The sequence below is a fragment of the Actinoplanes sp. NPDC049681 genome (assembly GCF_044465265.1).
In the GTDB taxonomy this organism is placed as follows: Bacteria; Actinomycetota; Actinomycetes; order Mycobacteriales; family Micromonosporaceae; genus Actinoplanes.
In genome coordinates, this window is the sequence record NZ_JBITLP010000002.1 from 1 (window position 1) to 11,904 (window position 11,904).

Annotated in this window: 10 protein-coding genes and 1 rRNA gene; 8 read left to right on the plus strand and 3 right to left on the minus strand. The window is 71.5% G+C overall.

The annotated features are described in order from the left end of the window. Window positions 1-90: ribosomal RNA gene (gene rrf / locus ACIBO8_RS05425) — 5S ribosomal RNA — on the plus strand; the annotation flags it as partial. 110 nt (window positions 91-200) lie between these two features. Here rrf and ACIBO8_RS05430 read toward each other — a convergent pair. After that, a complete protein-coding gene (locus ACIBO8_RS05430) occupies window positions 201-869 on the minus strand; it encodes a hypothetical protein (protein ID WP_396113906.1) in 669 nt (222 codons plus the stop codon). A gap of 79 nt (window positions 870-948) precedes the next feature. Between ACIBO8_RS05430 and ACIBO8_RS05435 the strand changes: the two genes are divergently transcribed. From ACIBO8_RS05435 to ACIBO8_RS05450, 4 genes are read left to right on the plus strand one after another with little or no spacing between them, the layout of a single operon-like run. After that, window positions 949-3,588 (plus strand): valine--tRNA ligase, encoded by a 2,640-nt coding sequence (locus tag ACIBO8_RS05435; RefSeq protein ID WP_396113907.1) that lies wholly within the window; start codon window positions 949-951, stop codon window positions 3,586-3,588. Further along, window positions 3,585-4,910, plus strand: coding sequence for a bifunctional folylpolyglutamate synthase/dihydrofolate synthase (locus tag ACIBO8_RS05440; RefSeq protein WP_396113908.1), 1,326 nt, complete (start codon window positions 3,585-3,587; stop codon window positions 4,908-4,910). The genes ACIBO8_RS05435 and ACIBO8_RS05440 overlap by 4 nt, the downstream gene beginning before the upstream one ends. Then, window positions 4,907-5,329 carry a DUF4233 domain-containing protein gene (locus tag ACIBO8_RS05445; RefSeq protein ID WP_396113909.1) on the plus strand — a complete coding sequence of 141 codons (423 nt, stop codon included), beginning with the start codon at window positions 4,907-4,909 and terminating at the stop codon, window positions 5,327-5,329. Before ACIBO8_RS05440 ends, ACIBO8_RS05445 begins: the two co-directional genes overlap by 4 nt. A 25-nt stretch (window positions 5,330-5,354) precedes the next feature. Beyond that, entirely contained in the window at window positions 5,355-6,122 is a 768-nt protein-coding gene (locus ACIBO8_RS05450; RefSeq protein ID WP_396113910.1) for a hypothetical protein, read from the plus strand. A 65-nt stretch (window positions 6,123-6,187) separates the two neighbouring features. On the opposite strand, the gene ACIBO8_RS05455 is transcribed toward ACIBO8_RS05450, so the two are convergent. Beyond that, on the minus strand, window positions 6,188-6,541 hold the full coding sequence (locus ACIBO8_RS05455; protein WP_396113911.1) for a VOC family protein: 354 nt from the start codon (window positions 6,539-6,541) through the stop codon (window positions 6,188-6,190). A gap of 2,512 nt (window positions 6,542-9,053) precedes the next feature. On the opposite strand from ACIBO8_RS05455, the gene ACIBO8_RS05460 reads away from it, so the two are divergent. Beyond that, window positions 9,054-9,242 (plus strand): hypothetical protein, encoded by a 189-nt coding sequence (locus ACIBO8_RS05460; protein ID WP_396113912.1) that lies wholly within the window; start codon window positions 9,054-9,056, stop codon window positions 9,240-9,242. A 152-nt stretch (window positions 9,243-9,394) separates the two neighbouring features. Next, a complete protein-coding gene (gene ndk, locus ACIBO8_RS05465) occupies window positions 9,395-9,814 on the plus strand; it encodes a nucleoside-diphosphate kinase (RefSeq protein ID WP_396113913.1) in 420 nt (139 codons plus the stop codon). Here ndk and ACIBO8_RS05470 read toward each other — a convergent pair. Continuing rightward, entirely contained in the window at window positions 9,811-10,248 is a 438-nt protein-coding gene (locus tag ACIBO8_RS05470; RefSeq protein WP_396113914.1) for a carboxymuconolactone decarboxylase family protein, read from the minus strand. The genes ndk and ACIBO8_RS05470 overlap by 4 nt on opposite strands. 100 nt (window positions 10,249-10,348) lie before the next feature. Between ACIBO8_RS05470 and ACIBO8_RS05475 the strand changes: the two genes are divergently transcribed. Next, the gene (locus tag ACIBO8_RS05475) at window positions 10,349-11,884 is read left to right on the plus strand and encodes an alkaline phosphatase D family protein (RefSeq protein WP_396113915.1); all 1,536 of its coding nucleotides are present in this window, start codon (window positions 10,349-10,351) and stop codon (window positions 11,882-11,884) included. The last annotated feature ends 20 nt before the right edge of the window (window positions 11,885-11,904 follow it).

Here is an 11,904-nt window from a genome sequence, read left to right on the forward strand (position 1 = left end):
CCCGGTCTCATTCCGAACCCGGAAGCTAAGCCCTCCAGCGCCGATGGTACTGCACTCGGGAGGGTGTGGGAGAGTAGGACGCCGCCGGACTCAACTTCAGGAAACGCCCACCCCCTTTCGCGGGGGTGGGCGTTTCCGCATTTCCCGTACCACCACAAGAATGGGCCGACCCCGCCACGGGGCCGGCCCTTTTCTGTTTGTCAGTTGCGCTTCTGCGTCGCGTCCCGGATCTCCAGCAGCAGCTTCGCCGAGTCGTTTTCCGCACGTCCTGGGAACATGGCCAGCGCCAGGCTGCCGTGATCCGCCCAGCCGCACACCGGCATGTCCGTACCGTCGCTCTTGGTGGTGCCGCACTTCATCGTGCCGCCCAGCGGGCCGGCGGACACCTCGTGCAGCCCGGTCACCGCACCCTGATCGTCGGAGACCAGCTCGAAGGCGGTGTCCAGGTCACTCTCGGGCGTCCAGATCAGCGTCGTACCGCCGAAGAAGAGGACGTTCTGGCCGTTGCCGTCGGTGTAGACGGCGCCGAGGGCCTTGTCCAGGTCGACCTCGGCGGACAGGGCCGTCTGGAGGTAGTCGGCCGTCGACCTGCCGTTGTCGCTGGTGTCGAGCTTCAGGGATCCGACCTGGGGCGGTGCCGTGAGCGTCGCGTCCTTCTGGGAGGCGATCCGCCAGCCGGCGTACCCGATGATCCCCGCGCCGGCCAGGCTCACCGCAAGGAGTGAGCCGAGCACGATGGTCTTGGTCCGCGACCGGGGTGCCTTTTCCTCCGGCTGCTCCTCGGCCGGCTCGGCGAGCGCGAAGGGCTCCGGCGCGATCTCCACCGGTTCCTGGGCGGACGGTGGCGTCTGGCCTGCGCGCTCGGACATCGTGCGAGCCTAACAACAGTTATCCACAGCCAGGGCATGCGCCCGCAGCCCACCGGTACGGCCTCCGTAGACTTGTCGGGTGACCGAAGCAACCGACACCCGTACCCCCGACAGCCGGCCCACCGGTGGCCTCTCCGCCCAGTACCAGCCGGGCGAGGTCGAGCAGCGGCGGTACGAGCACTGGGTATCGGCCGGCTACTTCACGGCAGACCCGGCGAGCGACAAGCCGCCCTTCTCGATCGTCATCCCCCCGCCCAACGTGACCGGCTCCCTGCACATCGGCCACGCGCTCGACCACACCATCCAGGACACGCTCAGCCGCCTCAAGCGGATGCAGGGCTTCGAGGTCCTGTGGCTCCCCGGCATGGACCACGCCGGCATCGCGACGCAGAACGTCGTCGAGCGGCAGCTTGCTGCCCAGAAGCTCTCCCGCCACGACCTCGGCCGTGAGAAGTTCGTCGAGAAGGTCTGGGAGTGGAAGGCCGAGTCCGGGGGCGCGATCCTCGGCCAGATGCGACGCCTCGGCGACTCCGTCGACTGGAGCCGCGAGCGGTTCACCATGGACGAGGGCCTGTCGCGGGCCGTCCAGACGATCTTCAAGCGACTGTACGACGATGAGCTGATCTACCGTGCCAACCGGATCATCAACTGGTGCCCGCGCTGCCTGACCGCGCTCAGTGACATCGAGGTCGAGCACTCCGAAGATGACGGCGAGCTCGTTTCCATCCGGTACGGCGACGGGGACAACGCGATCGTCGTTGCCACCACGCGCGCCGAGACGATGCTGGGTGACACCGCGGTCGCCGTGCACCCCGACGACGAGCGTTACCGGCACCTGATCGGGACCGAGGTCGAGCTGCCCCTCACCGGGCGCCGCATTCCGATCGTCGCCGACGAGCACGTCGACCCCAGCTTCGGCACAGGTGCCGTCAAGGTCACCCCGGCGCACGACCCCAACGACTTCGAGATCGGTCAGCGGCACAGCCTGCCGAGCATCACGATCATGGACGAGCGGGCGGTTGTCACCGTACCCGGGCCGTTCGAGGGTCTTGATCGTTATGAGGCGCGGCCGGCGATCGTGGCGGCGCTGCGCGAGCAGGGGCGGATCGTCGCCGAGAAGCGACCGTATGTGCACTCCGTCGGCCACTGCTCGCGGTGCAAGACCACCGTCGAGCCGCGGCTGTCGCTGCAGTGGTTCGTCAACACCGGTCCGCTGGCCAAGGCGGCCGGAGACGCCGTGCGGGACGGGCGCGTCGCGATCGAGCCCGCCGAGCTGTCCAAGCGGTACTTCGCCTGGGTCGACAACATGCACGACTGGTGCATCTCGCGGCAGCTGTGGTGGGGCCACCGCATCCCGGTCTGGTACGGGCCCGACGGCGAGGTCGTCTGCGTCGGCCCCGACGAGGAGCCGCCGACCGGCGAGGGCTGGCGCCAGGACGAGGACGTGCTCGACACGTGGTTCTCGTCCGCGCTGTGGCCGTTCTCCACGATGGGCTGGCCCGAGCAGACCGACACGCTGGCGCGGTTCTATCCGACGAGCGTGCTCGTCACCGGCTACGACATCCTCTTCTTCTGGGTCGCCCGGATGATGATGTTCGGTCTGTACGCGATGGACGGCGTGCAGCCCTTCAACGTGGTCAACCTGCACGGAATGGTCCGCGACGGCCACGGCAAGAAGATGTCGAAGTCGTTCGGCAACGTGGTCGACCCGCTGGACTGGATCGATCGGTACGGCGCCGACGCCACCCGCTTCACGCTGGCCCGCGGCGCCAACCCCGGCTCCGACGTGCCGATCAGCGAGGAGTGGTGCCAGGGCTCCCGCAACTTCTGCAACAAGCTCTGGAACGCGACGCGCTTCGCGCTGATGAACGGCGCCACCGTCGAGGGTGACCTCCCGCCGGCGGGTGAGCTGTCCGCCGTGGACAAGTGGATCCTCTCCCGGCTCCAGCACGTCGTCGCCGAGGTGGACGAGCAGTTCGCCGCGTACGAGTACGCGAAGGTCTGCGACACCCTGTACCACTTCGCCTGGGACGACGTCTGCGACTGGTACGTCGAGCTCAGCAAGCCGGTCCTCGCGGGTGAGGGTGCCGAGGCGGCCCGGAGCCGGCGGGTGCTGGGGCACGTGCTCGACCAGCTGCTCCGCCTGCTGCACCCGGTGATCCCATTCGTCACCGAGGAGCTGTGGACGGTGCTGACCGGCGCCGAGACGATCACCCGAGCGGCGTGGCCGCTCGTCGACCAGGCGCTGATCGACGACGCGGCCGAGGAGGAACTGGCCGCGCTGCAGAAGGTCGTCACCGAGGTCCGGCGGTTCCGCTCCGATCAGGGCCTGCGCCCCGGCCAGCGGGTGAGCGCCGCCCTGACCGGGCTCGGCAACGTCGGCATCGACACCCACGAGGCGCTGATCCGGTCCCTGGCCCGGCTCGACCCGCCGGCCACCGACTTCACCGCCACCGCCACGCTCGCGGTCACCGGTGGGATCACCGTCGACCTCGACACCCGCGGCACGATCGACGTCGCGGCCGAGCGGGCCCGGCTCGAGAAGGACCGCGCGGCGGCCGAGAAGGAAGCGGCGCAGTGCCGGGCCAAGCTCGGCAACGAGGCGTTCGTCGGCAAGGCGCCGGAGCAGGTGGTCGCGAAGATCAAGGATCGGCTCGCCACCGCGGAGGCCGACCTCGCGCGAATCGGCGCGGCGCTGAAAGGCCTCCCGTCCGCATGAGCACGTATGACGAGGTGGTGGCCGCGCTCGACGGGCGCGGCTTCACCCGCATGGCCTTCGACATGCAGAAGATCCGGGACCTCATGGACGTGCTGGGCAGTCCGCAGCGGGCGTACCCGGCGATCCACCTGACCGGGACCAACGGCAAGACGTCGACCGCACGGATGATCGACAGTCTGCTTCGCGCGCACGGGCTGCACACCGGCCGGTACACCAGCCCGCACCTGGAGACGGTCCGGGAGCGGATCAGCCTCGACGGCGAGCCGGTGTCCGAGGAACGGCTCGTCACCACGTACGACGAGGTCGCACCGGTGGCCGAGCTGATCGACAAGCGGGCCCGCGAGCCGCTGACGTACTTCGACATGACCACCGCCATGGCGTACGCGGCGTTCGCCGACGCTCCCGTCGACATCGCGGTCGTCGAGGTGGGGCTGGGCGGCGAGGAGGACGCGACCAACGTCATCGAGGCGGGGGTCTGCGTCATCACCCCGATCGGGCTCGACCACACCGAATGGCTCGGCGACACGATCGAGGACATCGCCTGGGCCAAGGCCGGCATCATCCACCAGGGCGCCACCGTGATCACCGCGGTGCAGACCGAGGAGGCGATGCGGCCGCTGCTGGAGCGCTGCGCCCAAGTCGGTGCCACCCTCGCCCGCGAGGGCAGCGAGTTCGGCGTGGTCCGCCGCGACCAGGCGGTCGGCGGCCAGCTGCTCACCCTGCAGGGCCTCGGCGGCGTCTACGACGAGGTGTTCCTGCCCCTCTTCGGCGCGCACCAGGCCCAGAACGCGGCGCTGGCCCTGGCCGCCGTCGAAGCCTTCCTGGGGGCGGGCGCCAACAAACAACTCGAGGCCGACCTGGTGCGCGAAGGCTTCGCATCCGTGGACTCGCCGGGACGGCTGGAACGCGTACGCAGCGCGCCCACGATCCTGCTCGACGGCGCCCACAACCCGCACGGCATGGCCGCCACGGTCTCCGCGCTGGAGGAGGAGTTCGCGTTCCGCCACCTCGTCGCGGTGGTCGCGGTGCTCGGCGACAAGGACGCGTCCGGCCTCCTCGACCTGCTCGAGCCGGTCGCGGCCCGCCTCGTCGTGACCCAGAACAGCTCACCCCGCTCGATGCCCCTCAACGAGCTGGCCCAGATCGCCACGGACATCTTCGGCGAGGACCGGGTCACCGTCGCCCAGACGATGCCGGACGCCATCGAGGAAGCCGTCGTCCTGGCCGAAGAGGACACCGACGGCGAGCTCAGCGGCGTCGGCGTCCTGATCACCGGCTCCGTCGTGACGGTCGCCGATGCCCGGAAGCTCCTGAAGAAATGACCGAGCCCGAGCCCGCCACGGAGGGCAACCCCGGCACGGCAGCCATCCCTGCCGCTGCGGGTGACGAGTCCGCCGCTCCGACACGTTCCGGGCTGCGAAATCCGCAGGCCGCGGTGCGTGGGCTCGGCTCCGGGACATTGGCGCTGGAAGCGATCGTGCTGCTGCTCGCCATCCAGCCCATCCGCATCCTCGGCGGCGACCTGGGCGGCTGGGGCATCGGGGCGGTCGTCGGGCTCGCAGTCGTGGCGGCAGTCGTAGCCGGCAGCATGCGGCGGTCGTGGGCCTGGCATGCCGGGACGGTGCTGCAGGTGCTGTTGCTGGCGTCGGGCTTGCTGCACTGGTCGCTGGCCGCGTTGGGCCTGATCTTCGGGGCGGCCTGGGGATACGCGACGTACGTACGGCGCACGATTCTGGGCTGAGCGGGCCGTTCCGGGGCGGTCGGGAGTGCGGGCTGCTCTGCAGGGTACGGCCGGCCGCTGCGGTCCGTCTTGCGGCTGCGGTCGCGTCCTGCGGCTCACGGCCGCCTGGCGGCTCTCGCTTGCGCTGCTGCTGCGCGCGCTGCCGGTGATGCTCGCCCTGCTGCTGCGCGCGCTGCCGGTGATGCTCGCCCTGCTGCTGCGCGCGCTGCCGGTGATGCTCGCCCTGCTGCTGCGCGCGCTGCCGGTGATGCTCGCCCTGCTGCTGCGCGCGCTGCCGGTGACGCCCTCCCTGCTCGCTGCGGGTTCTCCCGCCGCTTTCGCCCGACTGGCCGCTGCTGTCCGCGAGGCCGCGCAGAGATCACGTGGCCGCTGCCGGCTGGCCCCTGCCGTCCGCATGGCCGCTGCCGCTCGGCCGGCACCTGCCGTCCACGAAGCCGCGGCGGCCTGTCTGGCTCATGCCGCCCGCCGTGGCGCTGCCGCCCGAGTGGCCGTTGCTGGCCGCCCGACCGCTGGCCGCCCGGCGAGGATCGCGTCGGGGTCGGTCCACCGCGACCGATGGCTGCCCGACCGATGGCTGCCCGACCGATGGCTGCCCGACCGCCGGCTGCCCGACCGTCGGCTGCCCGACCGTCGGCTGCCCGACCGCCGGCTGCCCGACCGCCGGCTGCCCGACCGCCGGTCGGCCGGCTGCTGTCGGCTGGCCGCTATCGCCTACCTGCTACCACCCAGCCGCTGCCGCCCGGCCGGCGGCTCGCTGATCGGGCCCAGCCCCCACGGAGCCGCCGTCGGCTGACCGCTGCCGGCCGGCTCAGCCGGTCGACCGGGTCGGCGTACCTTGCGCCTGGCCGACCCGTGCTGTCAGCGGATGGCTCGCCACTGGGTGATGGCGATGTTGTGGTCGTCGGGGTCGTGGAACGAGGCGGCCCAGAGTTCCAGCTTGTCGCCGCGGTTGACCGGGCGGGGGCCGTGGACGAACGCGACGCCCTTGCGCTGGAGCTCTTCGTAGACGGCTTCGACGTCGCCGACTTCCAGGTTCAGGTGGATCAGGCGGCCCGCTGCCGAGAGGTCTCGTACCGTACGCAGGACGAGCCGGGTGTCACCGGATGCCAGGACCGCGCTGCCGGCGCCGGTGTCGATCTCATGGAAGCCGAGCATCTCCTTGTAGAAGGCGATCGAGCGGTCGAGGTCGGTGACCAGGACCGTGATCCCCACACCGTGGATCGCTCCCGCGGGTCCCGGGCGAGCGCTCGGGTACGCCGTGATCAGCTCTTCGGCGCGGTCGTCCGGCTGGTAGCCGCCCTCGAGGTCCGACCATGGACCGCGTCGCTGGCTTTGCCCCGGTACGGCTTGTCCTGCCGGGCGAGGTCCGCCGGACTGTGACGCGGCAGGGGGTTCGGGCTCGGGTGCCGTCTGAGGTCGGACGGCCCCTGCCGCGCCGGCCGCCACTGCACCGGTTTCCGCCGAGGCGGCTGCTCCGGGATCAGGATCGGTTGCTCCGGGAGGGGTGGCCGATGGACCAGCCGGGTCGCGGAGGGCTGAGTGCGGCGCGGGCTCCGGGCGTGGGCTGGGGATCGGTGCGGCGGATGACGGGCCGCTGTGACCTTCGCCGGCCGGGGGGATCTCGCGATCTCGGGAGCGGAAGACGTTGCTGAGGGCGGCTACGCCGGCCGCCACCGCGGCGGCCAGTCCGGTCGTAGGCCGGGACTGGGACGACGGCTGCTCACTGGTCGCGGCTACGGCTTCGGCCGGCGATCCGGAAGTGGGCTGGGACTCTGGACGGGCCCGCGGCTCGAGGGGGGCCGGCGGCTCTTGGAGGGCCTGGGGCCGTGGCGCGGCCTGCGGCGATCCGGAACCCTGACGGCCGGGGACGGCCTGCGGGCCGGGGACGGCCTGCGAGCCCGGGGACGCCTGCGGCGATGAAGAGGTCTGCGGCGGTGGGGAGGTCTGCGGCGGTGGGGAGGTCTGCGGCGGTGGGGAGGTCTGCGGCGGTGGGGAGGTCTGCGGCGGTGGGGAGGTCTGCGGCTCCGAAGAGGCTCGCGGGCCCGGAGCGTTCTCCGATCCGGGGGAGGGGAAGGGCTGCGGCCCATTCGGGGTCGCCGCTGCGGCAGCCGCAGCGCCTGCGTCCGGCGTCGAATCGGGGGTTCGGGGAGCCGGCGTGGGAGAGGTCTCGCGAGCTGCGGTGTCCGATACGCGCTGTTGCCACGGCGGGGGCTCGAGGTCTCCGAGGAGATCGTCGTCCATCGGCTTCGGGGGCGCGGAGCGAGCGGATTCCGCATCGAGGACCCGGGCAGCTCTTGTCGTCCCCGGCTGAGGCTGTGCTGCGGGCTCAGGCGTTGCCGTGGGCCGGGGGGCCTCCGCCGCCTGCTCGGCGGGTGGGGTGGTCTCCGGCGACTGCCGTGCGGGGTTCGCCGGCTCGTCGCTGGTGACGGGTGGGGCCATGATGCCGGCCGCCATGGCTGCCTGGGCCTTGGGCCGCGATTCCGGCGGCGGCTCGGGGTCGCCGTCGAGAGGAAGATCGATGTCGACGTCGGTCTGGTTCGCCGGATAAGCGGGGGATGCCGGGGAAGTGGGGGATGCCGGGGCCGAAGACCTCGCGGCTGCAGGCGAGGACGGGGCCTCGGTGGTCGAGGAGGAGGGTCGGGGCTTGGGTCGAGGCTTGGGCCTGGAATCGGCGGGGCGTGACGGGCCGGGCGAAGGCCCATAGACGTCCGCCGACTCGTCACCGAGCGTCGCCGCGCCGACCGGCGGGGGCGGTGAAGGCTCGGTGGTCGGCGGCAGAGGCTCAGCGACCGGTCGGGGCGGCGGTGCCTCCGCGACCGGTGAAGGCTCGCGGGCTGGTGCCGGCTCGGAGACGGGTGTCGGCTCGGCAACTCGCGACGGCTCGCCGACCAATGGTGGCTCGCCGACCAATGCCGTCTCGCCGGCGGACGATGGCTCAACGGCGGGCGATGGCTCAGCGGCGGGCGATGGCTCAGCGGCGGGCGATCGCTCAGCGACGGGCGACGGCTTTGTGGCCGGCGTCGGCTCGCCGGCCGGCGTGGCCTCGGCTGCCGCCCACGGGGGTGCAGGTTCGGCGACCGGCGGTGGTGGCGGCTCCGTGCGGGGTGAGGTGCCCGGAGGCGGTGGGGGCGGTGCCGTGGCTGTGGCCGTACCGGCTCGGCGAGGGAGGGTTTGGGTGTAGTCGCCCTCGACCAGCTGGCCTTCCAGGATCGGGCCTCCCGGGGCGTCGCGGACCACGACCGCTCCCGGTGGTGGGGGTGGGGGTAGGTCGTCGCGGTCTGCTGTGCGGGGGGATGGCGGCGGTGGTGGGGGTTCGTCCGGGCCTCGGCCCCATTGGCGGTCGCGGGTCACCCAGGGTGGTGGGTCCGGATCACCGCCGAGGAGGTCGTCGTCGGGGAGGTCGTCCTCGTAGAAGGCCGGCGGTACGGTCGTGACCTGCTGGTTCGGCTCGGCCTCGGCCCAGTCGATCTTCACCCGGCGCATGTCGTCGACGTCGACCGTGACCGGGAGCATGTCGCCTGGTTGGGGCCATTTGGAGACAGGGACTCTCGGGTCTCGGACCATCACCTCGGCCGCGGGCAGGCCGGGGGCGACGATGAGGACCTGGATCTCGGCGCGGCCGTAGACGGACGTGGCCGGGGGGTCCGAGATGGCCTTGACCTGGGCCGTGCCGGCCACCCAGGCGCGGGCGCCGCGGCGGACCACGTTGACCATGCCAAGGCCGATGGCCAGGGTCAGCATCGCCACGCCCAGGGCGACGATCGCCCAGCTCGACATGCCGAGGCCGAAGACCATCACGAAGCCCGCGATGGTGCCGACGACCGCGGCCACGAGCTTGCGGGCCGGTGCGATGGGCCGGCCGTTCTGGTTCGCCACTGTGGACCTCCCGGGGACTACCCATGAGGTTACGTAGCGTCGGCACCCGGGGAAAGGCGGAGCGTCGCGCACCGGGGAAAGGCGGTTGCTGCCCGCCTCGCCGGGCGTACCGATAGGCTGACATCCCGGCCGCGAACCCGGCGTGTCGGCTTGCTCGGAAACGAGCCCGGAAACCAGGAGGCTTCTCCCGTGTCCACCAGCCCTGCCGAGCGCACGCTCGTGCTCGTCAAGCCCGATGCGCTGCGGCGCGGCCTGCTCGGGGAGATCCTCGGGCGCTTCGAGCGCAAGGGTCTCGTGATCGAGGCGCTCGAGCTGCGCACCATGGACGCGGGGCTGGCCGACCAGCACTACGCCGAGCACGTGGACAAGGCGTTCTACCCGCCGCTGAAGGAGTTCATGACCGGCGGGCCGCTGGTCGCGGCCGTGCTCTCCGGCGACGAGGTCATCTCCGTCGTACGTACGCTGGTCGGCGCCACCGACGGGCGCAAGGCCGCCGCGGGCACGATCCGCGGCGACCTGTCCCTGTCCAACCGGGAGAACCTGGTTCACGCCTCCGATTCTCCGGAGAGCGCGCAGCGCGAGCTCGCGCTCTGGTTCCCCAAGCTCTAAAGAGCCGGGGGCTCGTTCCGGACGGCGATCGACAGCCGGTTCCACACGTTGATCGTGGCGATGGCCATCAGCAGGTTGCCCAGTTCCTCCTCGGTGAACGCCTTGGCGGCCGGTTCCCAGACGTCGTCCGGGACGCCGTGCTCGCCGAGGCGGGTCACCGCGTCGGTCAGGGCGAGCGCCGCCCGTTCCTTCTCGGTGAAGAACGGTGCGTCGTGCCAGGCCGCCACGGCGAAGAGCCGCCGGGAGGACTCGCCCTTCTCCAGCGCCTCGCGGCTGTGCATGTCGGTGCAGAACGAGCAGCCGTTGACGATGGACGCACGCAGCTTGATCAGCTTGTACAGCGTCGGGTCGACGTTCTCCTGGCAGTACCGTTCCATCCCGTACACCGCGCGGTAGGCGCCGGGGGCGACCTGGTCGATGGTCAAGCGGGGCATGTGTTCCTCCAGAGCAGAAGCAGTGTCACCAGGAGGACGAGACAGCCGGCGGTGGTGTGACAGCCACCGGGATTTCATGTGCGGCTGATAGACCGGCGGCATGACCTCGATCGATCGACGCAGCCTGCTGCGGGCCGGCCTGGCCGGTGGAATCCTGAGCGCTCTGCCCGCCGCTCCCGCCATAGCTGTGCGCAACGCAAGCCGTCCCGTCATCACCCACGGTGTGCAGTCCGGCGATGCCACCGCCGAGTCGGCTCTCGTCTGGACCCGGGCGGACCGGCCCGGCCGGATGTGGGTCGAGGTGAGCCGCCGCCCCGATCTCCGGGGCGCCCGCCGCGTCCGCGGCCCGGTGCTCACCCCGGACACCGATCTCACCGGCAAGGTGCGTCTGCGCGGCCTGCCGTCGGGGGAGCGCTTCTTCTATTCCGTACGGGTGGAAAGCCTCGACCGTCCCGGCCTCTTCAGTGAACCGGTGCCGGGGCAGCTCACCACCGCACCCACCCGGCGCCGGGACGTCTCGTTCGTCTGGACGGGTGACGTCGCCGGGCAGGGCTGGGGCATCGACCCGGCGTACGGTGGCCTGAAGATCTTCGAATCGATGCGCCGGCGGCGTCCCGGCTTCCTGCTGCACAGCGGTGACACTGTCTATGCCGACGGGCCGCTGCCGGCGCAGGTGACCCTGCCGGACGGCCGGATCTGGCGCAACCTCGTCACCGCGGAGAAGTCGAAGGTCGCCGAGACCCTCGCCGAGTACCGCGGGCAGTACGCCTACAACCTGCTCGACGACGCCTACAAGGCCTTCGCCGCCGAGGTGCCGCAGGTCAACCAGTGGGACGACCACGAGGTGCTCAACAACTGGTATCCCGGCGAGATCCTCGACGACGCCCGCTACACGGAGAAGCGTGTCGACGTGCTCGCCGCCCGCGCTCACCAGGCGTACCACGAATGGGTGCCGGTCCCGGGCCGGGAGGGGCCGGTCTACCGCAAGATCCCGTACGGTCCGCTGCTGGACGTCTTCGTGCTGGACATGCGCACCTTCAAGGACGTCAACGACGGCAACACGTACGCGGACCCGCACCGCGGCCTGCTCGGTGACGAGCAGCGGGAATGGCTGATCCGCGGCCTGCAGGGCTCGCGGGCGACCTGGAAGGTCATCGCCAACGACCTGCCCCTGGGCCTGGTGGTGCCGGACGGACCGACCGCGCAGGAGGGCGTCGCGCAGGGAGACCCGGGCGCGCCGAAGGGCCGTGAGCTGGAGTTCGCGCAGGTGCTGCAGGCGGCGCACCGGGCCGGCGTGACCGGCATCGTGTTCCTGACGGCGGACGTGCATTACACCGCCGCCCACCATTACGACCCGGCCCGGGCGGCCGTCCAGGACTTCACGCCGTTCTGGGAGTTCGTGTCCGGTCCGGCGCACGCCGGGGGTTTCGGCCCGAATGCCCTGGACGGCACCTTCGGCCCGGAGGCCAGGTTCGTGCACGCCCCGCCGGTGGCCAACGCCTCGCCGGCCGAGGGATTCCAGCACTTCGGCGAGGTCCGCATCGACGGCCGCAGCGGCGATCTCCGGGTCGACCTGCGTGATCGCGACGGGGTGTCGCTCTGGAACACCACGCTGAAGGCGCCCGGTCGACGCTGAGGAACAAACGCGGGCCGGTA

What these genes read in the sequence shown, in the direction of transcription:
- ACIBO8_RS05460 (WP_396113912.1), top strand. Translation starts at nt 9,054, where the DNA reads ATGGCCAGGGTCAGCATCGCCACGCCCAGGGCGACGATCGCCCAGCTC.
- ACIBO8_RS05470 (WP_396113914.1), bottom strand. Translation starts at nt 10,248, where the DNA reads ATGCCCCGCTTGACCATCGACCAGGTCGCCCCCGGCGCCTACCGCGCG.
- ACIBO8_RS05440 (WP_396113908.1), top strand. Translation starts at nt 3,585, where the DNA reads ATGAGCACGTATGACGAGGTGGTGGCCGCGCTCGACGGGCGCGGCTTC.
- ACIBO8_RS05430 (WP_396113906.1), bottom strand. Translation starts at nt 869, where the DNA reads ATGTCCGAGCGCGCAGGCCAGACGCCACCGTCCGCCCAGGAACCGGTG.
- ACIBO8_RS05445 (WP_396113909.1), top strand. Translation starts at nt 4,907, where the DNA reads ATGACCGAGCCCGAGCCCGCCACGGAGGGCAACCCCGGCACGGCAGCC.
- ACIBO8_RS05475 (WP_396113915.1), top strand. Translation starts at nt 10,349, where the DNA reads ATGACCTCGATCGATCGACGCAGCCTGCTGCGGGCCGGCCTGGCCGGT.